The sequence below is a fragment of the Streptomyces sp. NPDC047886 genome (genome assembly GCF_043204435.1).
GTDB lineage: Bacteria > Actinomycetota > Actinomycetes > Streptomycetales > Streptomycetaceae > Streptomyces.
This window is the reverse complement of record NZ_JBIDCF010000005.1, coordinates 361,053-386,738: the sequence shown is the minus strand read 5'-3', so window position 1 is coordinate 386,738 and position 25,686 is coordinate 361,053. Positions and strand designations below refer to the sequence as shown.

23 protein-coding genes are annotated in these 25,686 nt (G+C 73.6%); 11 read left to right on the top strand and 12 right to left on the bottom strand.

The genetic code is table 11. The features are described from left to right. Nucleotides 1-152: 152 nt before the first annotated feature. Nucleotides 153-1,217 (bottom strand): anthranilate phosphoribosyltransferase, encoded by a 1,065-nt coding sequence (trpD, locus tag ACGF5U_RS19765; RefSeq protein ID WP_392717449.1) that lies wholly within the window; start codon nt 1,215-1,217, stop codon nt 153-155. A 229-nt stretch (nt 1,218-1,446) separates the two neighbouring features. On the opposite strand from trpD, the gene ACGF5U_RS19760 reads away from it, so the two are divergent. After that, nucleotides 1,447-2,928 carry a PLP-dependent aminotransferase family protein gene (locus tag ACGF5U_RS19760; protein WP_392717447.1) on the top strand — a complete coding sequence of 494 codons (1,482 nt, stop codon included), beginning with the start codon at nt 1,447-1,449 and terminating at the stop codon, nt 2,926-2,928. Here the strand turns inward: ACGF5U_RS19760 and ACGF5U_RS19755 are convergent. Further along, nucleotides 2,923-3,645 (bottom strand): anthranilate synthase component II, encoded by a 723-nt coding sequence (locus ACGF5U_RS19755; protein WP_392717445.1) that lies wholly within the window; start codon nt 3,643-3,645, stop codon nt 2,923-2,925. The two genes, ACGF5U_RS19760 and ACGF5U_RS19755, sit on opposite strands and share 6 nt — an antisense overlap. Beyond that, nucleotides 3,642-5,183, bottom strand: a complete 1,542-nt coding sequence (locus ACGF5U_RS19750; RefSeq protein ID WP_392717443.1) for an anthranilate synthase component I family protein — start codon at nt 5,181-5,183, stop codon at nt 3,642-3,644. The genes ACGF5U_RS19755 and ACGF5U_RS19750 overlap by 4 nt, the downstream gene beginning before the upstream one ends. A gap of 323 nt (nt 5,184-5,506) precedes the next feature. Between ACGF5U_RS19750 and ACGF5U_RS19745 the strand changes: the two genes are divergently transcribed. Further along, a complete protein-coding gene (locus tag ACGF5U_RS19745; protein ID WP_392717441.1) occupies nt 5,507-6,871 on the top strand; it encodes a class II 3-deoxy-7-phosphoheptulonate synthase in 1,365 nt (454 codons plus the stop codon). Nucleotides 6,872-6,967: 96 nt separating this feature from the next. On the opposite strand, the gene ACGF5U_RS19740 is transcribed toward ACGF5U_RS19745, so the two are convergent. Further along, nucleotides 6,968-8,209, bottom strand: a complete 1,242-nt coding sequence (locus ACGF5U_RS19740; protein ID WP_392717439.1) for an acyltransferase — start codon at nt 8,207-8,209, stop codon at nt 6,968-6,970. Between the two features lie 174 nt (nt 8,210-8,383). Continuing rightward, nucleotides 8,384-9,526 (bottom strand): alpha/beta hydrolase, encoded by a 1,143-nt coding sequence (locus tag ACGF5U_RS19735; protein ID WP_392717437.1) that lies wholly within the window; start codon nt 9,524-9,526, stop codon nt 8,384-8,386. Between the two features lie 335 nt (nt 9,527-9,861). Between ACGF5U_RS19735 and leuC the strand changes: the two genes are divergently transcribed. The 3 genes from leuC to ACGF5U_RS19720 all read left to right on the top strand — a co-directional run bounded on the left by leuC (nt 9,862) and on the right by ACGF5U_RS19720 (nt 13,075). After that, entirely contained in the window at nt 9,862-11,253 is a 1,392-nt protein-coding gene (leuC, locus tag ACGF5U_RS19730; RefSeq protein WP_392717487.1) for a 3-isopropylmalate dehydratase large subunit, read from the top strand. Between the two features lie 48 nt (nt 11,254-11,301). Continuing rightward, entirely contained in the window at nt 11,302-11,934 is a 633-nt protein-coding gene (gene leuD / locus ACGF5U_RS19725) for a 3-isopropylmalate dehydratase small subunit (protein ID WP_392717435.1), read from the top strand. Between the two features lie 334 nt (nt 11,935-12,268). Next, nucleotides 12,269-13,075: a winged helix-turn-helix domain-containing protein gene (locus ACGF5U_RS19720; RefSeq protein WP_392717433.1), complete on the top strand. Its 807-nt coding sequence runs from the start codon at nt 12,269-12,271 to the stop codon at nt 13,073-13,075. Nucleotides 13,076-13,167: 92 nt separating this feature from the next. On the opposite strand, the gene ACGF5U_RS19715 is transcribed toward ACGF5U_RS19720, so the two are convergent. Further along, complete coding sequence (locus ACGF5U_RS19715) at nt 13,168-13,593, bottom strand: OsmC family protein (protein WP_392717431.1); 426 nt, start codon at nt 13,591-13,593, stop codon at nt 13,168-13,170. Nucleotides 13,594-13,646: 53 nt separating this feature from the next. Beyond that, a complete protein-coding gene (gene zapE / locus ACGF5U_RS19710; protein WP_392717485.1) occupies nt 13,647-14,684 on the bottom strand; it encodes a cell division protein ZapE in 1,038 nt (345 codons plus the stop codon). Nucleotides 14,685-14,753: 69 nt separating this feature from the next. Here zapE and ACGF5U_RS19705 point away from each other — a divergent pair, with 69 nt between their 5' ends. The 4 genes from ACGF5U_RS19705 (at nt 14,754) to msrB (ending at nt 18,123) form a co-directional block, all read left to right on the top strand. Beyond that, nucleotides 14,754-15,611 carry a pyrimidine reductase family protein gene (locus ACGF5U_RS19705; protein ID WP_392717429.1) on the top strand — a complete coding sequence of 286 codons (858 nt, stop codon included), beginning with the start codon at nt 14,754-14,756 and terminating at the stop codon, nt 15,609-15,611. A gap of 164 nt (nt 15,612-15,775) precedes the next feature. Then, nucleotides 15,776-16,261, top strand: coding sequence for an indole-3-glycerol phosphate synthase (locus ACGF5U_RS19700; protein WP_392717427.1), 486 nt, complete (start codon nt 15,776-15,778; stop codon nt 16,259-16,261). Nucleotides 16,262-16,304: 43 nt separating this feature from the next. Beyond that, nucleotides 16,305-17,708 (top strand): UDP-N-acetylmuramate--L-alanine ligase, encoded by a 1,404-nt coding sequence (murC, locus tag ACGF5U_RS19695; RefSeq protein ID WP_392717425.1) that lies wholly within the window; start codon nt 16,305-16,307, stop codon nt 17,706-17,708. Between the two features lie 7 nt (nt 17,709-17,715). Next, nucleotides 17,716-18,123, top strand: coding sequence for a peptide-methionine (R)-S-oxide reductase MsrB (gene msrB / locus ACGF5U_RS19690; protein ID WP_392717423.1), 408 nt, complete (start codon nt 17,716-17,718; stop codon nt 18,121-18,123). Nucleotides 18,124-18,230: 107 nt separating this feature from the next. On the opposite strand, the gene ACGF5U_RS19685 is transcribed toward msrB, so the two are convergent. From ACGF5U_RS19685 to ACGF5U_RS19675, 3 genes are all read right to left on the bottom strand, one after another. Beyond that, nucleotides 18,231-18,893, bottom strand: a complete 663-nt coding sequence (locus ACGF5U_RS19685; RefSeq protein WP_392717421.1) for an HAD family acid phosphatase — start codon at nt 18,891-18,893, stop codon at nt 18,231-18,233. 157 nt (nt 18,894-19,050) lie between these two features. Next, nucleotides 19,051-19,314, bottom strand: a complete 264-nt coding sequence (locus ACGF5U_RS19680) for a hypothetical protein (RefSeq protein ID WP_392717419.1) — start codon at nt 19,312-19,314, stop codon at nt 19,051-19,053. Next, entirely contained in the window at nt 19,311-19,718 is a 408-nt protein-coding gene (locus ACGF5U_RS19675; RefSeq protein WP_392717417.1) for a VOC family protein, read from the bottom strand. The genes ACGF5U_RS19680 and ACGF5U_RS19675 overlap by 4 nt, the downstream gene beginning before the upstream one ends. A 41-nt stretch (nt 19,719-19,759) precedes the next feature. Between ACGF5U_RS19675 and ACGF5U_RS19670 the strand changes: the two genes are divergently transcribed. Next, nucleotides 19,760-20,386 carry a nucleoside/nucleotide kinase family protein gene (locus ACGF5U_RS19670; RefSeq protein ID WP_392717415.1) on the top strand — a complete coding sequence of 209 codons (627 nt, stop codon included), beginning with the start codon at nt 19,760-19,762 and terminating at the stop codon, nt 20,384-20,386. Nucleotides 20,387-20,532: 146 nt separating this feature from the next. Here ACGF5U_RS19670 and treZ read toward each other — a convergent pair whose 3' ends face one another. Continuing rightward, nucleotides 20,533-22,371 carry a malto-oligosyltrehalose trehalohydrolase gene (treZ, locus tag ACGF5U_RS19665; RefSeq protein WP_392717413.1) on the bottom strand — a complete coding sequence of 613 codons (1,839 nt, stop codon included), beginning with the start codon at nt 22,369-22,371 and terminating at the stop codon, nt 20,533-20,535. Nucleotides 22,372-22,514: 143 nt separating this feature from the next. Here treZ and ACGF5U_RS19660 point away from each other — a divergent pair, with 143 nt between their 5' ends. Further along, nucleotides 22,515-23,063, top strand: coding sequence for a DUF1707 and FHA domain-containing protein (locus ACGF5U_RS19660; RefSeq protein WP_392717411.1), 549 nt, complete (start codon nt 22,515-22,517; stop codon nt 23,061-23,063). Between the two features lie 31 nt (nt 23,064-23,094). Here ACGF5U_RS19660 and treY read toward each other — a convergent pair whose 3' ends face one another. Further along, nucleotides 23,095-25,512 carry a malto-oligosyltrehalose synthase gene (gene treY / locus ACGF5U_RS19655; RefSeq protein ID WP_392717409.1) on the bottom strand — a complete coding sequence of 806 codons (2,418 nt, stop codon included), beginning with the start codon at nt 25,510-25,512 and terminating at the stop codon, nt 23,095-23,097. Nucleotides 25,513-25,686 lie beyond the last annotated feature (174 nt).

Genomic DNA, 25,686 nt, shown 5'->3' with positions numbered 1-25,686 from the left:
ACCGAAACCGAGTCCGAGTCCGAGACCGAGACCGGGAACTGGACCGAGACCGAGACCGGGAACTGGACCGAGACCGAGCCCGGGACCCGGACCGGGAACGGCACAGGCGCGGCCAGAGCCCCGGCCACGCCTGCCCCCCCGCCCGGCGCCCGTCAGCGGGGCTCGGCGAGCTTCGTGGAGAGCGCCGACCAGCGTTCCAGCACCGCCGCCGCGGTACCCGAGTCGATCGCCTCGGCGGCCCGTTCGACACCGGCGGCCAGCCGCCCCGCCACCGGCCCGTGGGAGGGCTCCAGCGCGGCGAGACCGGCCGCCGCCGACAGCAGCACCACGTCACGCACCGGGCCGGGCTCGCCGGCCAGCAGCGCGCGGGCGACGCCCGCGTTGTGCTCCGCGTCGCCGCCGCGCAGCGCCTCGGGGGGAGCGAGCGGGACACCGATCTCCCTCGGGTCGAAGACCTCTTCGCGCACCTCGCCCCCGACCACCGACCAGACCCTGGAGGTTGTGGTGACCGTCAGCTCGTCGAGGCCGTCGTCGCCGCGGAACACCAGCGCGTCGACGCCGCGCCGGGCCAGCACTCCGGCCACGAGCGGCGCCCACCGGGCGTCGGCGACGCCCACCGCCTGCGCGGTGGGACGCGCCGGGTTCGTCAGCGGGCCCAGGGTGTTGAACACCGTGGGTACGCCCAGCTCCCGGCGGGTCGGCCCGGCGTGCCGCATCGACGGGTGGAACAGGGGCGCGAAGCAGAACGTGATGCCTACCTCGGCCGCCAGCTGGCCCACGGCTCCGGGGGCCAGGTCGAAGACGACGCCCAGCCGCTCCAGGACGTCCGCGGAGCCGGACGCCGACGACGCCGACCGGTTGCCGTGCTTGACGACCCGCGCCCCCGCCCCGGCCGCCACGATCGCGGACATCGTGGAGATGTTCACGCTGCCCGAGCGGTCACCGCCGGTGCCGACGATGTCCAGCGTGGGACCGGGCACGTCCAGCGTGACCGCGTGCCCGTACATGGACCGGACGAGACCTTCGACCTCGTCCACCGTCTCGCCCTTGGCACGGAGCGCCATCAGCAGCCCGGCGAGCTGAGCGGGCGTCGTACGGCCACGCATCACCTGGTCCATCGCCCAGGCCGTGTCGTCCGGCGAGAGGTGCTCCCGGGCGAGCAGCGCCGTCAGCAGATCCGGCCAGGAACGCACCGCCGTCGTTTTCCGATCCGTCATGAGCCCTCTCCCTTCTCCGGTGTGCGGCAAGTCTGCTGGGCTTACGGAATTCGCCGCCAGACCAATCGACAGGCAGGCGACCGGTCCACTTGCTCCCACCGATCCGCGACCGCGAGAAAACCCCGCCACATCCCCACCCCACCCCAACCCCCCACCCCAACCCCCCACCCCCCCACCCCAACCCCCATTCCGCCACTTCCCGAGCCGTCTTTTCGAGGAGAGCGAAACAATGGCCTGGCACGCGCTCATGGACGTGTCCCGAGAATCCGGAGCACCGCTCACCGCGCAGATCCAGGAGACTTTGCGCGCGGAGATAGCCGAGGGCGTGCTGCGGCCCGGCACCCGCCTGCCGTCGAGCCGTCAGCTCGCCGAGGACCTCGGCGTCTCGCGGAGCGTGGTCGTGGAGGCGTACGGGCGGCTCATCGCCGAGGGCTGGCTGGAGGCGCTGCGCGGCTCGGGCACCCGCGTCGCCCCGCACGTCACGGCGGGTTCGCCGGCCGTGCCGACGCTGCTGGACGACGGGCCGGCCCCGCGTGTCCGCTGGGACCTGCGCACCGGCGGCTCGCACTTCTCCGGGTTCCCGCACCGCGAGTGGCTGGCCGCTTACCAGCGGGCGGTGCACGCCGCCGACCCGGACGACCTCGACTACCCGCCGCTGTCGGGCACCGCGGCGCTGCGGGAGGAACTCGCCCGGTACCTGGGCCGGGCGCGGGGCGTGCGCACCGCACCGGGACGGGTGATGGTGGTGTCGGGCTTCGCGCAGGCCCTGGGGCTGCTGTGCACCGTCCTGCCGGAGCTCGGCGTACGGACGGTCGCCGTGGAGGACCCGTGCCACCCGCAGCAGCGCAGGTTCATCGAGGAGGCGGGGCTGGGGACCGTACCGGTCTCCGTGGACGATCAGGGCATCGACGTCGACGCGCTGACCCGCAGCGGCGCACGGGCCGTCCTGGTGACCCCCGCGCACCAGTTTCCCACCGGGGTCACGCTCTCCGACGCGCGCCGCGAGGCCCTCGTCCGCTGGGCCGCCGATACCGACGCCTGGATCATCGAGGACGACTACGACGGGGACCTGTGGCTCGAACACGGCGCCCGGCCGCCCGCGTTGCAGCGGCTCGCCCCCGAGCACGTGGTCTACGGCGGCACGGCCAGCAAGTCGCTGGCGCCGGGCCTGCGGTCGGGCTGGCTCGCGCTGCCGCCCCGGCTGCTGCCCGCGCTGGAGCGCGTCCGCTCGCACCACGACCTGGGCTCGGACGTCCTCACCCAGCTGGCCTTCGCCGAGCTGCTGCGCTCGGGGCAGTTCGACCGGCATCTGCGCCGGCAGCGGGCGCGCCACCGGGTTCGCCGTACGGCCCTGGAGCAGGCGGTGCGCCGGTATCTGCCGGGCGCCCGGCTCATCGGCCGGGCGGCCGGGCTGCACGCCTATGTGCGGCTGCCCCGCCATGTCGACGAGGCCGAGCTCGTGGCGGGGGCGCTGCGCAGGTCGGTGCTGGTCCGTGGAGGCCGGCGCCACCACGCCCGGCCCGAGCTGGCCGCGCCCGCCCTGGTCGTCGGGTACACGGGCGTGCCCCGTACCGGGATCGCCGAGGCGGTGCGGGCGCTGGGCGCGGTGTACGCGCCGAGGTACGCGGCGGCGTCCACCACGACGGTCGCCACCGCCACCACCGCCGCCGCAACCGTCACCGCCGCAGCCGTCATGACCACGGCGTCATGACCACCCGCCCGCCACACCGGCCCCGGCCGCCCCACCCGCCATACCTGCCCCACCCGCCATACCCACCACACCTTCCCTGCCCGCCATACCGACCACATCTGCCATGCCAGCCCCGCCCGCACCGCCGACTCCGCCCGCCGGGCCCATCGCGCCCGCCGCGAGGAAGTTGTGGAACAGCCGCTCCCCGCCTTCGGTGGTGATGCTCTCCGGATGGAACTGCACGCCCTCGACCGGGAGGTCGCGGTGGCGCACGCCCATCACATAGCCGTCGTCCATCGCCGTGGCCGTCTCCACCAGCACGCCGGGCAGCGGCCGTGCCACGATCAGCGAGTGGTAGCGGGTGGCCACCGTGCTCGTGCCGAGCCCGTGGAAGACGCCCTCGCCGTCGTGCCGTACGGTGCTGGTCCGGCCGTGCATCAGGTGGTCGGCGACCTCCACCCGGCCGCCGAAGGCCAGCGCGATCGCCTGGTGCCCCAGGCACACGCCGAGCAGCGGCACCCGCCCGGCGAACTCGCGTACCAGCTCCACGTGTCCGCTCGCCGCCGGGTGGCCGGGTCCCGGGCCCAGCACCACCGCGTCGGGGCCGCGTGCGGCCAGCTCGGCCGGCGTGTACGCACCGGAGCGCACCACGTCGGTGCTGACGCCGAGTCCCCGCAGATACTGGTCGATGATGTGGACGAAGCTGTCGTACGCGTCCACCAGCAGCACCTTCGTCATGACAGCTCCTCACCGGTCAGCGCCCAGTAGGCGGCGCCCATCTTCGCCAGCGTCTCGTTCCATTCGGCCTCCGGCGTCGACTCGGCGACCATGCCCGCCGAGCTCTGCGTGGAGAACGTGCGCCCGTCGTGCACCACGGTCCTGATGCACAGGGCGAGTTCGCTCCAGCCGCCCCGTACGTCGACCAGCCCGACCGCGCCCGCGTACGCGCCGCGCGGCTCGGTCTCCAACCCGTCGACGATCTCCATGGCGCGCAGCTTCGGCGCGCCGGTCATCGTGCCGGCCGGGAACGTGGCGCACAGGGACCGCCACACGTCCGCGCCGGGCTCCAGCCGCCCGGTCACCGTCGACACGATGTGGAACACGTGCGAGTACGCCTCCACCGTCATCAGATCGTCGACGGACAGCGTGCGGGGCCTGCTGACCCGGCCGATGTCGTTGCGGCACAGGTCGACCAGCATCACGTGTTCGGCCTGCTCCTTGGTGCTGTTCAGCATCTCCTTGATCCGCCGCTGGTTCTCCTCGTCGGTGCCGGCCCGGCGGGTCGTACCGGCGATCGGCCGCATCTCGATCGCGTCGCCGACCGTGCGGAAGAACAGCTCGGGGCTGGCCCCGATGAGCGTGCCGCCCGCTCTCGGCGCCAGGTACATGTACGGCGACGGGTTGCGGAAGCGGAGCCGCCGGTACACGTCGACGGGTGTCAAGTCGGTGTCGACGTCGACCCGGTGACCGATCTGGATCTGGTAGACGTCACCGACGCGGATGTGTTCCAGGCAGCGTTCGGCCCAGCTCAGGAACGTCTCCCGGGAGACGCTGTCGCGTACGGAGCGCGGCACCGGCGCCGCCGGGCACGCCTCCCCGCCGTCCGGGGCTGCGGCGGGGTCGCCGGCCCAGGCGACGGCCGAGGCCGACCGAACGGCCAGGTCGCCGGCGGACGGTCCGGCCGGGGCGGGGAACAGGCCGGGCGCTTCGGCGGCCAGACGGCGGGGCGCCGTACCGTCATCGCCGTACCAGACGGTGTCGCGGAACAGCGTGAACGTGATGTCCGGGCCGCTGGCGCGCGAGGCGTCGCGGGCGGGCAGTTCGTCCATGTGCCAGGCCGCCTCGTACGCGAGGGTCGTCAGGAACCCGAAGGCGTAGGCGTCCCCGGGCACCTCGCTGTCGACGGCGAACAGCGCCTGCGCGCCCCGCAGCAGGTCCCAGATCCGCTCCGGCTCCCGGAAGCGGCGCACCACGACACGGTCGTCGGGGGCGGCGGCGCCGCGCATCCCGGTGGCGTCCGCGACCGCGACCAGTTCCCGCAGCAGCGGCTCTGCCGCGTCGAGCTCGACACGGTCGGCGAAGACCCGGATCTCCGCGAGCCGGCCGTGTCCGACGACGGCGGACGCACGCCGGTCATCGGCGGGACCGGCCAGGGACTCGAAGAGGAACACCTCTCCTTCGCCCCACTCGGCGAGCAGGGCGGTGTACAGATCGAGGGGCCGGTGCGGCGGCAGCTCCGTGGAGGTGACGCGCACGGCGTGCGGTGTGGCAGCCATGGCAATCCTTGTCAGCTCGGCCGTGCTCACCGTTCCCGACCGGGACGGTGAGCGATTCCCGCAAGCGAAACACCGCGCGTGGAACCACTACCAGACCAATCGGCACACCGTTGTACGGACCACTCGGCGAATCCTTGACCCGATTTCCCGGGGCGCGTTGCAATCCCTGTGTCCGGGCGGCGATCCGCTTCTCCCTCTTCCCGTGTTCCCCTGCGTTCCGGTTCTCGTGTTCCCGTTCCCGGGTTCCGGCCGGCGGCGTATTCCGCCGGGGAACCGGCATCCGCCGCTCACCCGTTTCCGTTCGACGATTCCGAAGGGCCGCGATGAATCAGCCGCTGTTTTCGAGTGCCCCGCCTTCCGGGGACGTGTCGTCCTGGCGGGAGCTGGCCGCCGCCCAGCAGCCCGAGTGGCCCGACCGGGAGCGGCTGCGCGAGGTCGTCACCGCCCTCCGGGCGGCGCCCGGCCTCGTCCTTGCGGAGGAGTGCGACCGGCTCACCCGCCGACTCGGCGCCGTCGCGCGCGGTGAGGCGTTCCTCCTCCAGGGCGGTGACTGCGCCGAGACGTTCGCCGGGACGACCGGCGCCGCCATCGACGCCAAGCTGAGGACGCTGCTCCAGATGGCCGTGGTGCTCACCCACGCCGCCGCCGTGCCCGTCGTCAAGGTGGGCCGGGTCGCCGGGCAGTACGCCAAGCCGCGCTCACGCCCCACGGAGACCCGTGACGGCGTCACCCTGCCCGCCTACCGGGGTGACGCCGTCAACGGCCTGGACTTCACGCCCGAGGCGCGCCGCCCCGACCCCGGGCGGCTGTGGCGCCTGTACGAGTCGTCGGCCGCGACCCTGAACCTGGTGCGGGCCTTCGCCACGGGCGGCGCCGCCGATCTCGAACAGGCCCACACCTGGAACCGGGGCTTCGTCGCCGACTCGCCCGCCGGCCGCCGCTACGAGGCGCTCGCCGAGGAGATCTCGCGCGCGCTGCGGTTCATGAGCGCCTGCGGTGCCGGTACGTCGGCGCTGCGGGCCGTCGAGTTCTTCGCGAGCCACGAGGGCCTCCTGCTGGAGTACGAGGAGGCCCTGACCCGGGCCGACGGCCGCACCGGTCTGCCGTATGCCACCAGCGGCCATCTGCTGTGGATCGGTGAGCGCACCCGGGCCCTGGACGGCGCCCACATCGAGTTCTTCTCGCGCGTCCGCAACCCGGTGGCGGTCAAGCTCGGCCCCACGACGACGGCGGACGAGGCGCTCGCCTACGCGGAGCGTCTCAACCCGCTGGGTGAGCCGGGCCGTTTGACGTTCGTGGTCCGTATGGGCGCCGGTCTCGTCCGGGACCGGCTGCCCGCCCTCGTGGAGAAGGTCACCGCCAACGGCGTCCCGGTCGCCTGGGTCTGCGACCCCATGCACGGCAACACCTTCGAGGCGCCGAGCGGCCACAAGACGCGCGATTTCGAGGACGTGGTGCGGGAGGTCGAGGGGTTCTTCGCGGTGCACGCAGAGCTCGGCACCCACGCGGGCGGTCTGCACGTGGAGTTGACGGGCGACGACGTCACGGAGTGCGTCGGCGGCGGCGGGAACGTCCGGGTCGGCGATCTGCACCGGCGCTACGAGACCGCCTGCGACCCCCGCCTCAACCACACCCAGTCCCTCGAACTGGCCTTTCGTACCGCCGAGATGCTGCGGGCCCGCCGCTGACCCCGGCCCCCACTGAACCGGTCCGCTGAACCGGCCCGCCAACCCCGGCCCGCTGACTCCGGCCCGCCGTCCCGTCCGGGTCGCAGCCGTCGGGGCTCAGGACATGAGGCCGAGCGCGAACGCGGCGAACACCGAGGCCAGTACGGCGGCGACGGCACCGCGCAGCCGGCCCGAGCCGGGCCACGGCCCCTCGAACCGCCGCGTCCAGGACGCGATCACGGCGAACGCCAGCGCGAACAGCGGCAGCCAGGCGAGCCGCGCCGCGATCCAGCCGAAGCTGTCCGGGGCGCCCGTCAGCCCCGCCACCTCACCGAAGAGGGAGCCCGGGACGGCGACCGCGAGCATGGCCGTCTGGTGCCAGCACAGGATGGTCAGCGCCGACAGGTTGATCAGCACGACGGGCGCCCACAGCGCGGGCCGGCGCAGCAGTCGGGCGATCCGGCCGCGCAGGAGGATCGCGGCGCCGCTCTGCGCGGCGGCCAGCGCCGGCACCAGCAGGGACGGCGGGTGCGAGTTGGTGCGGGCCTCGCCCGGTACCCCGACCATGCTCGCCGGGTACCCGAACACCGTCAGCAGCAGCGCGAACAGCGCCACGCCACCCAGCAGCAGCGTCCACGCGGCCCGCGCGCTCACCCGGCGCTCGTTCCAGGAGACCCCGATCTGGTACGCGAACATCCAGCCGGGCAGCAGGTTCAGCAGGCTCAGCCAGCCCGGCATGGCGTCGGCGTACGGGCCGTACCGCAGGAGGTCCACCACGGCGACGGACGCGAGCAGCGGTGCGGCCGCCCACACCCCGAGCCGCCGCGACGCACGCGTACAGAACGGGGTGAGCGCGGTGATCACGGCGTACACGCCGAGGAACCACAGCGGCTGGATGACGAGCGTCGCCCCGGTGCGCACCGTCGTGGCGGGCACGCCCACGGCCAGGAGGAGCGGGATCAGCGCGGCCCAGATCGCCGTGACGGCGAGGGCGGGGCGGCCCAGGCGCAGCAGCCGGGACCGCAGCCACACGCCGGGCGGGCGCCCGTCGGCGGTGGCCCGCCGTAACGACTGCGCGGAGGCGTAGCCGCCCACGAGGAAGAAGATGCCGAGCATCTGGAGGAGCCAGCTCGCCGGAGCGAGCTGGCCGAGCCAGGACAGCGGGCTCGCGTTGCGCAGGGCGCCGTCCGCGTCGAGCGTGAACCCGCCGACGAGCCAGTGCCCGGTCGGTACGGCGAGCAGGGCGAGCGCCCGCAGTCCGTCGATGCCGCGGTCGCGGTGCGCGGGGGTCCTGGCGTCGATGTCGTGCACGGTGCGGCGCAGCCGGGTGCGGACAGGGGAGAGCGGCGCGGTGGCCATGGCGGGTTCCTCGGTGACTCGAAGAGGCAGAAGAAGCGAAAGAAGCGAAACAAGCGAAAGGTGCAGAAGAGTCGAAAGGTCGAAAGAGGCGGCCGAAAGAGGCGGCCGAAAGAGGCGGACGAAAGAGGCGGACGGAGGAGGCGGACGGAAGACGGAGCGGGGGGCGCGGGCGGGTCAGCGCGGGCCGGGGAGGCGTCCGAGCGTGATGTCGGCGAAGGCGCGCAGCGCGTCGGTGCCGGGCGCGAAGTACCCGGTGTGGCCGGTGACCCGCTCGGTGGGGACGCGGCGGGCGCCGAAGGCGGGGTCGGCCGGGTCGGTGCCGTGGCCGAGGCCGAGGAACGCGATCCCGGAGACGTATCCGATCCAGTCGTCGTCGGCGCGTGCCGCCCAGACGTCGGCGGTGGTGCGCAGGTCCCGGGAGGTGTCGGCGCGAGTGCCGGGGCTTCCGGCGAGGACGAGCGAGGCGATGGAGCCGGCCGGGGTGCGGGGGGAGGCCAGCCCGCAGACGACGGAGCCGTAGCTGTGGCACAGGACGGTGGGGGCGGGGACGCCGGCCGCCGTGAGCCCGGCGAGGAACCGGGTCAGCCGCTTGGCGCCGGCCTCCGCCATCCTCGCCGTGGCCGCGTCGGGGCCGATGCCGACCGGGGTGGTGTACCCGGCCCAGGCGACCACCGCCGTACGGGCGCCGGGGGAGGCCGCCGCCAGTTCGGCGCGGAGGGACCCGGCCATCCCGGACGGTGTGCCGTACGGGTCGCGGGCCCGGTCGAAGTTCATCAGGTCGATGTCGGATCCCGGTACGACCACGGCGGTGTGCTCGGCCGTCGTCAGGTCGCCGTACACCTCCGCGACCTGTCCGCGCCCTCGCGGGTCGAAGGCGAGGATCTGCCGCCCTGGCCTCAGCAGTTCGCCGTACCGGCCGGCCAGTTCCCGGGCCCGCCGCCGGTCGCGCTCGGGCAGCGCGGTGTCGGCGGCCCGGTCCAGCTGGCGGTCGCGCTCGGCCGCCAGGGCGCGCCGGTTGGCCGCGTACCGCACGGGGACGGGAGCGCCGTCCAGATTGCCCACGGTCAGCGGGTGGCGGTCGAGGAGCGCCCGGAGCCGGTCGTCGCCGATGGCGCCGAAGAACCGGGCGAGATCGGCGGGCGACGCGGTGCGCGGGTCGGGGAGGAGCGGTCCCGTGGGCCGGCCGTCGAGCCGTTCGCCCCGGGCGCGTTCGGCTTGCCAGGACTCGATCCCGGGCGGCGTGTCGGGTGCGATCCACTGGCCGCTGCCGGCCGGCCAGCCCCCGGTGCCGAGTACCGCGGCGACGGTGAGCGCCACGGCGGAGACCATCCGCCTGCGACGTACACCACGTTTCCCCCGCATGATCCCGATACATCCCTTCCCCATGGACAAAGCCCGGTTGAGACCCGGTTGCCGGGCCTTGTCCATCGTCCGGCGGGGGAGGTGCCCGGCGCAGTGTCGCCAGCGCCCGAACCGTGGTGGGGACGGCTGTACCCCCGGCCCTGCAGACAGCTGGAGTCGGGAAGGGGGGAGATTCGACCTCCGCTTAATCATCTGGCCCCGGCCGGACCCCGGTGCGACGCTCGGCTGCGTTGTGCTTCCCGTGCCGACGACGCAGGGCACGTGCCTACGACCGAGGGAACGTGATGACCATCCCCCGAACGCTCGCGGAAAAGCTGTGGGAGAACCATGTCGTGCACCGGGAACCCGGTGAGCCCGACCTGCTCTACGTCGATCTGCACCTCACGCACGAGGCCACGTCCCCCCAGGCGTTCGACGGGCTGAGGCTGGCCGGCCGCACGCTCCGCCGGCCCGGGCTGACCCTCGCGCTGGAGGACCACAACGTCCCGACCGACACCCGGGAGATCACCGACCCGGTCAGCCGGACCCAGATCGACACGCTCCGTGCCAACTGCGAGGAGCACGGCGTCGAGCTGTACCGGATGGGCGACGACCGGCAGGGCATCGTCCATGTCGTCGGGCCCCAACTGGGCCTGGTCCAGCCGGGGATGACCGTCGTCTGCGGCGACAGCCACACCTCGACGCACGGCGCCTTCGGCGCCCTGGCGTTCGGCATCGGCACCAGCGACGTCGAGCACGTGATGGCCACGCAGTGCCTGACCATCGACCGGCCGGGCACCATGGCCGTGGAGTTCACCGGTACGCTCCCGCCCGGCGTCGGCGCGAAGGACCTCATCCTGGCGCTGATCGCCGAGATCGGTACCAACGGCGGCAGCGGCCACATGATCGAATACCGGGGTGAGATCATCCGGGGGCTCTCCATGGAGGCCCGGATGACCCTGTGCAACATGAGCATCGAGGCCGGGGCGCGGGCCGGTCTCATCGCTCCGGACGAGACGACGTTCGCGTATCTGAAGGGCCTGCCCCACGCCCCGGAGGGCGCCCTGTGGGACGAGGCGCTCGCCCACTGGCGGACCCTGCGCACCGATCCCGGCGCCCCCTTCGACCGTACGGTCGCCGTCGACGTCTCCGGGCTGACCCCGCTGGTCACCTGGGGCACCAACCCCGGCCAGGTCGTCCCGGTCGACGGTGTCGTGCCCGACCCGGGCGCGCTCACCGACCCCCAGGCCCGTGCGGCGGCGCGGCGCGCGCTGGAGTACATGGACCTCGTGCCCGGCACGCGCGTCCGTGACATCCCCATCGATGTCGTCTTCCTCGGCTCGTGCACCAACGGCCGGCTGGAGGACCTGCGGGCCGCCGCCGGAGTGCTGCGCCACCGCAGGGTCGCCCGCACCACCCGGCTGATCGTCGTGCCCGGCTCGGCGCAGGTCCGGCGGCAGGCCGAGGAGGAGGGCCTGGACGCGGTGTTCACCGCGGCCGGCGGCGAGTGGCGGCTGCCCGGCTGCTCGATGTGCCTCGGCATGAACACCGACCGGCTGTCGGGCGCCGAGCGCTGCGCCTCGACGTCGAACCGGAACTACGAGGGCCGGCAGGGCGCCGGAGCGCGTACGCACCTCGTGTCGCCGTCCGTGGCGGCGGCGACCGCCGTCGCGGGCCGGCTGGCGGCGCCCGCCGACCTCTGACCCCGATCCCCGACCCCCGAGCTTCCGGTCCGGACCCCAGGAGAGTTCATGCAGCCCTTCCAGCAGCACACCGGCCGGGCCGTCGCCCTGCGCCGGGACAACATCGACACGGACCAGATCGTCCCGGCCGAATTCTGCAAGCGGGTGACGAAATCAGGGTACGAGGACGCTCTTTTCGCCAACTGGCGAAAAGAGCCGGGCTTTGTGCTGGACCGGCCGGAGAACGCCGGTGCCACGGTGCTCGTGGCGGGCCGGAACTTCGGTATCGGAAGCTCTCGCGAGCATGCTGTATGGGCGCTCAAGGATGGCGGGTTCGCGGTGGTGATCGCCGCCGGGTTCGGTGATATTTTCCAGCGTAATGCACTCAATAACGGACTCCTGCCGGTCGATCAGCCGCTGCCCGTCGTGGAGCGGCTGGCGGCCGCGGTGGAATCGGACCCCGGCGTGCGGCTCACGGTGGATCTGGAGCGGTGCGTCGTCACGCTCGGGGCGGAGAGGTGGGACTTCACCGTGAACGCCCGAGCGCGGCGGCTCCTGCTCGCGGGCCATGACGCGATCTCGGCCACGCTGCGCCACGCGGAGCTGATCTCCCGTTATGAGCGCGGCCGCGCCGCGTACCTGCCCGACCTGCGCGGGCCGAGGGCGGTGGAGGCCGGCCCACGGGCCGTAGGGGGCGCCTGACGGCCCGGTACCTACAGCCCGGCCACCCGCCGGTGGTGCAGTCAGCTGAACCCTCGAAGACGTGTGGACCCCACTTCCACAACACCCGGGAGGCCGCGCATGATGAAAACCAGTGGCCCAGTGGCGAGAGCTGTCGGAAGGTGTTGAAGGCAGTCACGCGTTTCACGGGCTTGTTTCATGGGTGGAAGTGTTCGTTGCCGGCCGGAACAGAACCGGCTCTACATGCGCACGGATCCTGCGGGGGAATATGCGTAGCTTGTATGTGACATCCGAGAGTCTGTCAAGAATTCATGTCAGCGTCGATTCGAGTCAGGTGCGGGAAACCCTTTTCGCGTTGGACATGCTGAGTGCGGGAGGGGGTGGCTCCGCGTTCCGGAGCTGGCGCAAGAAGGTCGGCGGCATGGGGGACGTACGGTCCCTGGTGAAACTCGCCCAGGTCGTCCGGCCGTTCCCCGACATGGACCAGGTCCTGCGGCGGACGTCCCGCCGCGACCCGGCCGGGGGACCGGCCGCCGTGCCACCCCAAGTGGTGCGGGACCTGGAGGAGTTCCGTCGGGTGGCGGTCGCCCCGTACTGGAAGGCCATCGCGAAACGGCTGGACGCGGACCGGGTCGCCCGCGGCCGGATCATGCTGAGCGAGGGCGTCGGCAAGCTGCTGACGACGCTGCACCCGGCGATCAGATGGAACCCGCCGGTCCTGGAGATACCGGGGACCGGCGAGGACATGAAGCTGGAGGCCACCGGGCTCGCCCTGGTGCCGTCCCTGTTCCTGGCCGGTCGTCCACCCGTGCTCACCACCGACGGCCAGGGGCCGGGCGGAACGGTGTCGCTGATCTACCCGATCCCGGTCAGGCCCGAGTGGGCCGAGTCGCTGTGGGAGTCGAGGGAGGGCACCGACAACGCGCTCGACGCGCTCGTCGGCCGCACCCGCGCCGCCGTGCTGGAGATCCTCACCAGCAGCCTCACCACGACGGAGGTGGGCGAGCGGGTCGGCATCTCGTCGGCCGCCGCCAGTCAGCACACCTCGATACTGCGCGCGGCCGGCCTCATCACCACCCTGCGCACCTTCAACAAGGTCCAGCACACCATCACCCCGCTCGGCGGGGCACTGCTGCACGGTGAGGCCACCGGCCGCCTCTGACCGGGCGCGCCCGGGAACGGGACGGCCACCGCCCCGGTGCGGGACGGCGGCCGGACCTCGCGGCGGGTGCGGCGCGCGCGTGGCGCGCGGCTCTAGGCGAGCGACGCGCTGAGCGTGATCTCGGTACCGGCGAGCGCCTTGCTCACCGGACAGTTCGCCTTGGCGTCCTCGGCGATCTTGACGAACGTGGCCTCGTCCATGCCCGGGACCTCACCCTCCACCGTCAGGTGGACGTTGGTGATGCCGGTGCCGGGCACGAAGGTGACCTCGGCCCTGGTGTTCAGCCGGGTCGGCACGCCGCCGTTCTTGGCGAGCGCCCCCGAGAAGGCCATCGAGAAGCAGCTGGAGTGCGCGGCCGCGATCAGCTCCTCGGGGCTGGTCTTCCCGCTCGCCTCCTCGGCCCTGGCCGGCCAGGAGACCTCGTAGGAACCGAGGCCCGAGTAGTCGAGGGACACGGTTCCCCTGCCCTCGGTCAGGTTGCCTTCCCAGACGGTGTGCGCGTGTCGCTTGGTTGCCATGCCGGATCCCTTCGGATGGTGGAACGCCTCACAAGGGGTTACGGCACCCCAACCTACTGGGCCACCAGTGCCTTCGCGTCCCGTGCCAGCGCGGTGAGCCGCGAGATCGCCCGGAAGTACTTCTTCCGGTACCCGCCGTTCAGCATCTCGTCGCTGAACAGCCGGTCGAAGGGCAGCCCGGAGGCGAGGACGGGTATCTCCCGGTCGTACAGCCGGTCGGCCAGCACCACGAGCCGCAGCGCGGTCGACTGGTCGGGCACGGCCGTCACACCGGTGAGGCACACGGCCTCGACGCCGTCGGTCAGCGCCCCGTAGCGGCTCGGGTGGACCCGGGACAGGTGGTCGAGGAGCTCGGGGAAGTCGTCCAGCGACGCGCCCGGCGTCCCGTACGCGGCCTTCGTCACCTGTTCGTCGGAGTACGGCGCCGGCGCCTCGGGCAGCCCCCGGTGGCGGTAGTCGTCGCCGTCGATGCGCAGCGGCCGGAAGTGCGCAGACAGGCCCTGGATCTCGCGCAGGAAGTCGGCGGCGGCGAACCGGCCCTCACCCAGCTTGCCCGGCAGCGTGTTCGACGTCGCCGCCAGGGCCACGCCCGCGTCGACCAGCTTGCCGAGCAGGGTGGAGACGAGCACGGTGTCGCCCGGGTCGTCCAGCTCGAACTCGTCGATGCACAGCAGCCGGTGCCCGCCCAGCGTCGCCACGGTCTGCTGGAAGCCCAGAGCGCCGACCAGGTTGGTCAGCTCCACGAACGTGCCGAACGCCTTCAGGGCGGGCTCGGCGGGCGTGGCGTGCCACAGGGACGCCAGCAGGTGGGTCTTGCCCACGCCGTATCCGCCGTCCAGGTACACCCCGCGCGGGCCCGTCGGCGCGGCCGGCTTCCGGGCGAACCAGCGCCGCCGGCCGGCGCCGCTCGCGTGCGCCCCGCCGAGCCCGGCCGCGAAGGAGCTCAGGACCTCGACGGCCCGGGTCTGGCTCGGCTGGTTCGGATCCGGGATGTACGTGTCGAAGCGCACCGAGTCGAAGCGCGGCGGAGGCACCATCTCGGCGACCAGGCGGTCGGCGGGAACGTGCGGCTCGCGGGCGCACAAGGACATCGGGACCGCTTCGGTCAGGGCACTGGTCGACACGTTTCCCACTGTAAGGGCCGTGTCAGACTGCACGGCATGCGACGCCTGTTCCCTGTGACCGACCAGACACCATCCGTTCCGGATTCTCCGGGCGCTTCGGACGTACGGGACCCCGCCGGAGCCGCCCGCGCCGACCAGGATGCCCCGGGCGGCGGGGCACGCGCGCGCCGGGCCCGGGACCACGAGTGGACGCTCGACGAGCTGGCCGACGCGTACGCCTACCCCCCGGACGGCGCCTGGCTGCGCGCCAACATGGTGTCGTCCCTGGACGGGGCCGCCCAGCACGACGGGCGGTCCGAGCCCATCTCGTCCGCCGCCGACATGCGGATCTTCGGCACGCTGCGGGCGCTGGCCGACGTGATCGTCGTGGGTGCCGAGACGGTCCGTCTGGAGCAGTACCGCCCGGCCCGCGCGCGTGAGGCGTTCGCCGGGCGGCGGGCCGCCGCGGGGCAGGGGCCCGCGCCCGCGATCGCCGTGGTCAGTGCCTCGCTGAACCTGGACTTCACGCTTCCGCTGTTCAGCGCGCCGCTGGTGCCGACGCTCGTGCTGACGGGCGCGGCCGCGCCGCCCGACCGGGTGCGCGCGGCCGAACGGGCGGGCGCCGAGGTGATCGTCGCGGGCGACGGGCCCGGTGTGGATCCCGGGCGTGCGGTGCGGGCGCTGGCCGGGCGCGGGCTGACGCGCCAGCTCACCGAGGGCGGGCCGAGGCTCCTCGGGCAGTTCGTGGCGGCGGGGGTGCTGGACGAGCTGTGCCTCACCGTGTCGCCGCTGCTCACGGCCGGGGGCGCCCAGCGCATCGCGGGCGGGCCGTCCCTGGCGGTCCCGGCGCGGTTCGCACTGGCGTCCGTACTGGAGGAGGAGGGGTTCCTCTTCACCCGGTACCGGCGCCCCTGACGGCAGGCGGGGCCGCCCTGGCGGGTGCCGGGCGGCCCCGGTGGGCGGCCGGGCGGCCCAATCGAGCGGAATTTACCGTTCCGGTTAGCTTCCGGTGGGCACACTTACCTCGCAGACCCCGTGCGGGCACGGGGAAGGATGGTTTCCGCAGAAGGGCTCCTGAGGTGTTCACAAGCGTTTTGATGATCGAGAAGCCCCTGTCGTCCGTGGACGTGGAATTCGTCACCACCCTGCACGGGGACGAAGACGTCTCGTTCATCGTGCTGATGCAGCCCCGTGGCGACCAGGCCGACGTCCTGCTGCGCGCCATCGACGACGTCGCCATCGGCGAACTGAGGGAAGCCGCCCGCGAGGGCGAGGAACCGGCGGGGAAGGCCGCGCGGCGTCCCGCCGAGGAAGGGCTCGAACGCTCGCTCCAGGCGCTGCGCGACGCCGGCTGCGAGGCGGTGGGCCAGGTGATCGAGGACCACCCCCTGGACAAGCTCAAGGCCGTCGTGGAGGAGTCGGAGGCGAACGAGGTCATCGTGCTGACCGCCCCGCACTACGTGGAGGAGTTCTTCCACCGGGACTGGGCCTCCCGCGCGCGGCACAAGGTGGGCGTACCGGTGCTGAAGCTGTTCGCGCACGGCGAGCCCGACCGGACCGCATAGGCTGGCCCCCTCACGTACGCCACATCCCGGGGAGAGATCACGCATGGCACCCGCCATCCCTGCTGCCATGGAGCGGCCGCACTTCATCGGCATCGGCGGCGCCGGAATGTCGGGCATCGCCAGGATCCTCGCCCAGCGCGGGGCCAAGGTCGCCGGCAGTGACGCGCGCGAGTCCGAGACCGCCGCGTCCCTGCGGGCGCTCGGCGCGACCGTCCACATCGGCCACGCCGCCCACCACCTCGCCGACGACGCCAGCTGCGTCGTCGTCTCCAGCGCCATCCGCGCCGACAACCCGGAGCTCGCCCGCGCCGCCGAGCTCGGCATCCCGGTCGTCCACCGCTCCGACGCGCTGGCCGCGTGCATGAAGGACCTGCGCGCCGTCGCCGTCGCCGGTACGCACGGCAAGACCACGACCACGTCGATGCTGGCCGTCGCCCTCACGGAGCTGGGCCTCGATCCGTCGTACGCCATCGGCGGCGACCTCGCGGGTCCGGGCACCAACGCGCTGCACGGCACCGGCGAGATCTTCGTCGCCGAGGCGGACGAGAGCGACCGCAGCTTCCACGCCTACGACCCCGAGGTCGCGATCGTCCTCAACGTCGAGCTGGACCACCACGCCAACTACGCGTCGATGGAGGAGATCTACGCCTCGTTCGAGGCGTTCGTCGCCAAGATCCGCCCGGGTGGCACGCTGGTCGTCGGCGAGCACGCGGGCGCCCGCACGCTGGCCGGCATCGTCGCCGGGCAGCCGGACCTGGACATCGTGACCGTCGGCGAGTCCGAGACCTCGGACGTGTGGATCCGGGAGATCACCGCGCGGGGCATGACCAGCGAGGTGACCGTCGTCCTCGACGGCGTCGCGCACACGTTCACGGTCTCCGTCCCCGGCCGCCACTACGCCCACAACGCGGCCGCCGCGCTCGCCGCCGGCGCCCGCGTCGGCATCGACCCGGCCGCGCTGGCCGAGGCCCTGACCGCCTACACCGGCGTGGGCCGCCGCCTCCAGCTCAAGGGCGAGGCCGCGGGCGTCCAGGTCATCGACTCGTACGCCCACCACCCCACCGAGATGACCGCCGACCTGGAGGCCATGCGGGCCGCCGCCGGAACCGACCGCCGCCTCCTGGTGGTCTTCCAGCCGCACCTGTTCTCCCGCACCCGGGAGCTCGGCGCCGAGATGGGCCGGGCGCTCGCGCTCGCGGACCGGTCGGTGGTCCTGGACATCTACCCGGCCCGCGAGGACCCGATCCCGGGCGTCACCAGCGCGCTCATCCTGGACGCGGCCGTCGCGGCAGGCGCCGACGCCACCGAGGTCCACGACAAGGCGACCGTCCCGGACGTGATCGCGGGAATGGCACGCCCCGGCGATCTCGTTCTCACGATGGGCGCGGGCGACGTCACCGACATCGGCCCGCGGATCCTGGCCCGCCTGTCGAACCGAGGGAGCTGAGCCACCCATGGCGTACGACGTCGAGAAGCCGGACGAGCAGTGGCGCGCGGAGCTGACGCCCGAGGAGTACCACGTGCTGCGCGAGGCCGGCACGGAGCGCCCCTTCACCGGTGAGTACACGGACACCGAGACGAAGGGCGTCTACTCCTGCCGCGCGTGCGGCGCCGAGCTGTTCACCTCCACGACCAAGTTCGCGTCGCACTGCGGCTGGCCGAGCTTCTACGACCCGCGCGACTCGGACGCCGTCGAGCTCCTGGAGGACCGCTCCTTCGGCATGGCGCGCACGGAGGTCCGGTGCGCCCGGTGCGGCTCCCACCTGGGGCACGTCTTCGAGGGGGAGGGCTACCCCACCCCGACGGACCAGCGGTACTGCATCAACTCGATCTCCCTGCGGCTGGTCCCGGACGAGGGCTGAGCCGCCCGGCCGGCGGGTCCGGCCCCCTGACGAGCGCCGCCCGGAATCGGTTCCGGGCGGCGCCGCCGTCCCGTGCGACGGCGCCCGCGGCTTCCGTACCTGACAGCTCAGGACAGGGCGCCGTCGTAGTCCGGCAGCTTGACCGTGCGCTCCGCGTGACCTCCCGTCATGTCGGTGGGCCGGTTCCCGATGTTGGCGATGATGGTGTAGCCCTTCGCCTCGATCTCGGCGCGCTTGGCGGTCTTGTAGGCGGCCACCTCTTCGAACAGGTCCGGCAGGTCGCGGACGTACAGACCGGTCACGGGGTAGCCCACGGCCTTGAGGTTGTACGCGGTGGGCGCGTGCAGTATGCCGGGGCGGGCGGTGACGAAGAAGACGTCGACGCCGCGCGCGTGCGCGTAGCGCGCCAGGTCCAGGACCGGGCGTACGGCCGGGGTCGGGTACGTCCAGAAGGGGTGGAAGTCCGTCTCCAGGGACGTGTTGTCGATGTCCAGGACCAGCGCGAGCCTCTCGCCCGATCCGTCGGAGATCCGCCGTTCGATGGAGGGGCGGGCGGCGGCGACGACCTGGGCCACATCGCGCTGCCAGGTCGCGTAGTCGACGCCCCGGAGCTGGGCGATGCCGGTGGTCGCGGACGCCGTGGCGAGCGCGGGCCGCTCCACGGGGGCGGCGGGGGTGGCGGCGCCGGCCCCGGCGGGCCAGGCGAGCGCGAGGGCGGCCGTCGTGGCCAGGGTGACGGTCCACCGTCGTGTGCGGGTGCGTCCATGCATGGAATTCACTCCTCCGTCGGGGTGCACGGGCAGGGGGTGCGGTGGCACGGCTCGGCCACCGAGTGAATCGTCATGTTCGCGTCATATGGTGGACGGGGGGCGGCCATATTGCTACCGCCCGGTAGCCACTGATTGAGCGATGGGACAACCCTCGCGCTCAGACCGGGGGAGACGCGCCCGATTCGTCCGCCGTCGCCCCCTGGCGCCGCGCCCGCCTGACGGCCACCCAGCTGACGACCCCCCAGGTGGCACCGGTCAGTTCCAGCGCCCCGCCGACCGCCGTCAGCGCCAGCCGGACACCGCCGTCGAAGGCGTGCGACAGCACGGACAGCAGCAGCGAACCCAGCAGGAAGACCAGCAGCGGGCGGCTGAACCAGGCGCGCTCCGCCCGCCTGTCCGTCCCGCCCTCCGCCTCCCTCATCGGGGCGTTCGGGCGTCCGCCGGCTCCAGCAGATCCCAGCGGTTGCCGTACAGGTCCTCGAAGACGGCCACCGTGCCGTACGGCTCGTGCCGCGGCTCCTCCAGGAAACGCACCCCGGCCGCCGCCATGTGCGCGTGGTCGGCGGCGAAGTCCTCGGTGTGCAGGAAGAAACCGACCCGCCCGCCGGTCTGGGCCCCGACACTCGCCCCCTGCGCCCGGTCCTTCGCCCTGGCCAGCAGCAGCCCCGTACCGTCGGCCGCGCCGCGCGGCCGGACCACGACCCAGCGCGAGCCGTCCCCGCGATCGGTGTCCTCCACCAGAGCGAAACGGAGGGCGTCGGTGTAGAAGGCGATCGCCTCGTCGTAGTCGTGGACGACCAGGGTCACCAGAGCGATGTGCGGCATGACGGTGAGGCTACACGCGGCCGCCTGGGACAATGCCGTCCATGGAGTCGCAGCAGCTCGACCTGCTCGCCGCCCGGGCCCGCCGGCTCGCCGTCCCCGGTACCCGCCGCGTCCTCGGCCTGGCGGGAGCCCCCGGCGCGGGCAAGTCCACCCTGGCGGCCCGGCTGGTCGACCGGCTCGACGGGCTCGCCGTCCTCGTCCCCATGGACGGGTTCCACCTCGCGCGCGAGGAGCTGGACCGCCTCGGCCGCGCCGACCGCAAGGGCGCCCCCGACACGTTCGACGCCGCCGGGTACGCGGCGCTCCTCGCCCGGCTGCGCGCCGCCGATCCGGACGTCACCGTCTACGCGCCCGCCTTCGACCGCGCCATCGAGCAACCGGTGGCGGGCAGCATCCCGGTACCCCCCGGCATCCCGCTCGTCGTCACCGAGGGCAACTACCTGCTGCACGACGACGCCGCCTGGGCGCCGGTCCGGGCCCTCATCGACGAGGTCTGGTTCCTGGAGGCGGACGAGGGCCGCCGCGTACGGCGCCTGATCGACCGCCATGTCCGCTTCGGCAAGGAGCCTGCGGCGGCCGAGCGGTGGGTGCGGGAGTCGGACGAGGCCAACGCCCGCCTCGTGGCCGCCACCCGCGACCGCGCCGACCTCGTCGTCCCCGTCCCCTGACCGAGCGCGCCCCACCTCGACCGACCGGACCGGCCCACCCGCCACGTGTTCGCGCGGGAGGGGGCAGCACGCCGCCGCCGTGTGCCGGACCGCGCCGGCCCGCCACCTGCGCGGCACGGGCACCGGCACCTCGAACTGACGCCGGGTCACGCGTCGGCGAGCACCACGCACGACTCCGGCGGCAGCACCAGCTCCCCGTCGGCGCCGGGCGACTCGACCGGTTCCCAGGCCGCCACCACCCGGAAGCGGTCGCGCCCCAGCCCGATCCGTACCGGCTCCTTGGCCAGGTTCACCACGACCCGGACGTCCCCGCGCCGGAACGCCAGCCAGCGGGCCTCCTGGTCGTACACCACCCGCACCGCCATCAGATCCGGATCGGTCAGGTCGGGGTGCGCCGCCCGCAGGGCGATCAGCTCGCGGTGCCAGGCCAGCAGCCGGGCGTGCGGCTCCCGGTCGGGCTCCGTCCAGTCCAGGCACGACCGGTCGCGCGTCGCCGGGTCCTGCGGATCGGGGATCTCGTCCTCCGACCAGCCGTGCGCGGCGAACTCGCGCCGCCGCCCCCGCCGTACCGCGTCCGCCAGTCCCGGGTCGGTGTGGTCGGTGAAGAACTGCCACGGCGTACGCGCCCCCCACTCCTCGCCCATGAACAGCATCGGTGTGGACGGGCCCGTCAGGACCAGCGCCGCCGCGCAGGCCAGCAGACCGGGGGAGAGGGACGCCGCGAGCCGGTCGCCCTGCGCCCGGTTGCCGATCTGGTCATGGGTCTGGGCGTAGCCGAGGAAGCGGTGCGCGGGCGTGTTCACCCGGTCCACGGGCCGGCCGTGCGTACGGCCCCGGAACGCCGAGTACGTGCCGTCGTGGAAGAAGACATGGCCGAGCGTCTTGGCCAGGGCGGCCAGCGGGTCCCGTGCGAAGTCCGCGTAGTAGCCCTGCGACTCACCGGTCAGGGCGGTGTGCAGGGCGTGGTGGAAGTCGTCGTTCCACTGGGCGTGCAGCCCCAGGCCGCCCTGGTCGCGCGGGGTCGTCGTCCGGGGGTCGGCGAGGTCCGACTCGGCGATCAGGAAGTGCTGCCGGCGCTGCTCGGCCGAGAGCTCGTCCACCGCCGCCGACAGCTCCTCCAGGAACGTCAGCGCCCGGGTGTCGGCGAGGGCGTGCACCGCGTCGAGCCGCAGCCCGTCGATCCGGTAGTCCCGCAGCCACGCGAGCGCGCTGCCCAGCAGATACGCGCGGACCTCGTCCGACCCCGGCGCGTCCAGGTTCACGGCCGCGCCCCACGGCGTGTGGTGCGTCTCGGTGAAGTACGGACCGAACTCCGGGAGGTAGTTGCCCGACGGGCCCAGATGGTTGTGGACCACGTCGAGGACGACACCGAGCCCGAGACCGTGCGCGGTGTCGACGAAACGCTTCAGCGCCTCGGGGCCGCCGTACGGTTCGTGCACCGCCCACAGCGACACGCCCTCGTACCCCCAGCCGTGCGTACCGGGGAACGGGCAGAGCGGCATCAGCTCCACATGTGTGACACCGAGCGCGGCCAGGTGGTCCAGGCGGCCGGCCGCCGCGTCGAGGGTGCCCTCACGGGTGAACGTGCCGACGTGCAGCTCGTACAGCACCGCGTCGCGCAGGCCCCGCGCGGGCGGTTCGTGCCGCCACTCGTACGCGGAGTGGTCCACGACCGCGCTCAGCCCGTCCGGGCCGTCGGGCTGACGGCGTGAACGCGGATCCGGCAGCACGGGCCCGCCGTCGAGCGAGAAGCCGTACCGCGCCCCGTCCGGTACCGCGCCCGGCCCACCACCTCCGCCCGGCCCGCCGTCGCCGGATCCGCCGCCGGGCGTACCGCCTCCACCGGTGGTGGTGCCGTTCCCGGGCGTGACCGTCGTCAGCCACCAGCCGTCCCGCTCCGGATCACGCTCCAGCGGGTGCGTCGCACCCTCCAGCAGAAGGTCGGCCCGCTCGGCCGCGTGCGGCGCCCACACCTCGAACAGCACTGGCGATCCCCTCGTCGTCGGCCACTCCTCGGTCCCGCCCCATCCTGGCAAGATCGAGAACGGTAAGCACGGCACTTCGCCGAACGGGCCCTGTCGGCCCCCCGTCTGGACACTTCGGGCCCGTCCGGCCGACAATCAGCTCTGTGACGTCCGCTTTCGAGTCCTCCACACAGCCCGCCCGGCTCTCCGACACCGAGCGGGACCGTGCGCTGGAACTGCTCAGGGAGGGCGCCGCGCAGGGGAAGCTGTCGCACGACACGTTCCTGCGGCGCATGGAGCTCGCCCTCGTGGCCCGCCGGGCCGACGAACTGGCCGCGCTCACCGCCGACCTGCACACCGACGGCCGCTGGTCGAAGCGGCTGTTCGGCGTGGTCGAGCGGATGTCCGCGTTCACCGTACGGCTGGGCAGGGCCTGGCAGGCGGAGCGGCTGCCGAAACTGCTGCTGCCCGCACCGGGACCGCATCCGCTGCGCATAGGACGCGACCCGGTGAACGGGCTCCGGCTCAGCCACGAGACCGTCTCCCGGCTGCACGCCGAACTCACCCTCCAGAGCGGTGTCTGGCTGCTGAAGGACCTCGGCTCGACCAACGGCACCACGGTCAACGGCCGGCGCGTGACCGGCACGGTCGTCGTCCAGGACGGCGACATGGTCTCGTTCGGCCAGATGAGCTTCCGGCTCGCCTCGCACTGAACCCGCGCGGGACGCCGGGCCTCGTCCGCGCTCACTCCGCGCGGACCAGGAGTGCCACCGGCCGGTCGGCGAACAGCTCCGCCACGGGCACCGGTTCACCGCCCACGAACGTCCGCGCCGCGCCCCCCCTGCCCACCGCGTGCGCCCCGCCCGGGGCATCCGAGGCGTCCGCCGCGTCCGGAGCGCCGGGGGCCGGGGTGTCCGCCGCTCCCCGGGCGTCCGGGGTGTCCAGGGCGTCCGCCCACCGCCCCTCAGGCAGCGTCAGCGACGTGTCGCCCCAGCCCCCGGTCTCCGCGAGCCGCAGCGAGAGCCGGGTCACCGCCGTGACGACCCGCCCCGACCGGCAGAACGCCACACAGTGCCCGGCCGCCGGACCGGCCGCCCTGACCGGCGCGTACGTCCCCGACGCGCCGAACACGTCCGGGAACCGCCGCCGCAGAGCCAGCGCCGCCCGGGTCACGGCCGTCTTCTCGTCGGGCGCGGCCGGCCGGAACGGCCGCCGGTTGTCCGGGTCGACCAGCGCGAGGTAGGTGCTCTCGGTGCCCTGGTACAGGTCGGGCACCCCCGGCATGGTGAGGTGGAGCAGCGCCGCGCCCAGCACGTTGGCCCGCACGTGCGGGTCCAGCTCACGGGCCAGCAGCGCCACCGTGTACAGCGGCGGCCCGGCGGGTCCCGCCGCCACGAACTCCTCGACCGCCCGCTCGTACCCCGCGTTCTGCTCCGTCCAGCTCGTGTGCAGCCCCGCCTCGCGTGCCGCCTTCAGCAGCGCCCCGCCCAGCCGGTCCGCGTCCGGGACGGCCAGCCCCAGCGCCGTCTGCCACGCCGTCCACGCGAGCTGCGCGTCCGGGGCCGGGACCCGCGTCACCTCCTCCAGCAGCTTCTGCCACCGCTGCGGGCACTCGGACAGCACCGCGATCCGGGCCCGGACGTCGGCGCTCCGCTTGGTGTCGTGGGTCGACAGGACCGTGCCGGTCGTCGGCCAGTCCCGCGCGAGCCGCGCGCAGTACGTGTGGAACTCCTCGGGGGACACGGCCGGCCGGCCGGGATCGCCCCCCACCTCGTTCGCCGACAGCAGCGGCGTGTACCGGTAGTACGCCGTGTCCTCCACCGACTTCGCCCGCAGCGCCGACGCCGTCTGCGCGAACCGGACCCGGAACGCCGTGTGGTCGGGCCCGTCCCCGAGCCGCCCCAGCGCCAGGTCCCGGACGACGTCGACCGCGACCGCCTCCTCCGGCACGGCGAACGTGCCCTTCGCCCGCAGCGCCGCGTCGACGGTCAGGACGTCGTCCGCGCCGATCCGGTACGGGCGGTAGACCGGCACCCGGATCAGCAGCTCCCGCACGGCGGCGCGCAGCGCCCACGGCGCGTGGTCCCGCAGCGACGCGTCGGAGGCGCAGATCCGCCCGGCCGTCCGGGTCAGGAACGCCACCTCGGCGGCCAGCTCGTGCGTCACCACCTTGTACGCGGCCCGGCGCGCCGTCGCCTCCCAGTGGCCGCCCCGGTCGCCGGCCGGGGCGGCGAACCGCCGGTACCGCTCGGCCAGTTCGGCGGCGCCCGCCCCGTCGACGAACAGTCCGTCGATCCGGTGCAGCGCGTCGTAGCCGGTGGTGCCGGCGACGGGCCACGCGGCCGGCAGCCGCTCGTCACCGGTGAGGATCTTCTCCACGACCGTCCAGCACGTCCCGCCGGTCTCGCGGTCGAGCAGACGCAGGTACGCCTCCGGGTCGGCGAGCCCGTCCGGGTGGTCGATCCGCAGGCCCTCGATCACCCCGTCCCGTACCAGCTCCAGGATCTTGGCATGGGTGGCGGCGAACACCTCGGGGTCCTCCACCCGTACCCCGATCAGGTCCGAGATGGTGAAGAACCGGCGGTAGTTGAGCTCCGTGCGGGCCAGCCGCCACCAGGCCGGCCGGTACCACTGGGCGTCGAGCAGCTCGGGCAGCGGCAGCCCCTCCGTGCCCTCGCGCAGCGGGAACTCCTGCGCGCCGAGCCGCAGCCGCCCGTCGGCCACCCGGAGGTCGTCCAGCACGTCACCGACGCGGCCGCCCAGCACCGGCAGCATGACCTTGCCGTCGCCCGCCGCCCAGTCGATGTCGAACCAGCGGGCGAACCGCGAGCCGGGGCCGTCGCGCAGCACCTCCCACAGCGGGCGGTTGTGCGGCAGCGCCGCCGCCATGTGGTTGGGCACCAGGTCGACGACCAGACCGAGGCCGTGCCGACGGGCCGTACGGGCCAGTTCCCGCAGGCCCTCCTCACCGCCCAGCTCCGCCCGGATCCGGCGGTGATCGGTCACGTCGTAGCCGTGTGTCGACCCCGGGACCGACTCCAGCACCGGCGACAGATGCAGATGCGACACCCCGAGCCCGGCGAGGTAGGGGACCGCCTCCCCGGCGGCGGAGAACGGGAAGTCCGGCTGGAGCTGGAGCCGGTACGTGGAGTTGGGCGTCATGCGAACGTACGTACCCGGCTTCGGGGCGTGTCTCTCATCAGCTGGTCCGATCACCTCGTCCGGTGGACGTACGCGCCCGGCCGGGAACCACGCCACCGGGCCGGGGTACCGGGCCCGACGGACGCCAGGTCAACGGCCCGGACGGGCGCCGGGTCACCCGGGCGCGCCGCACCA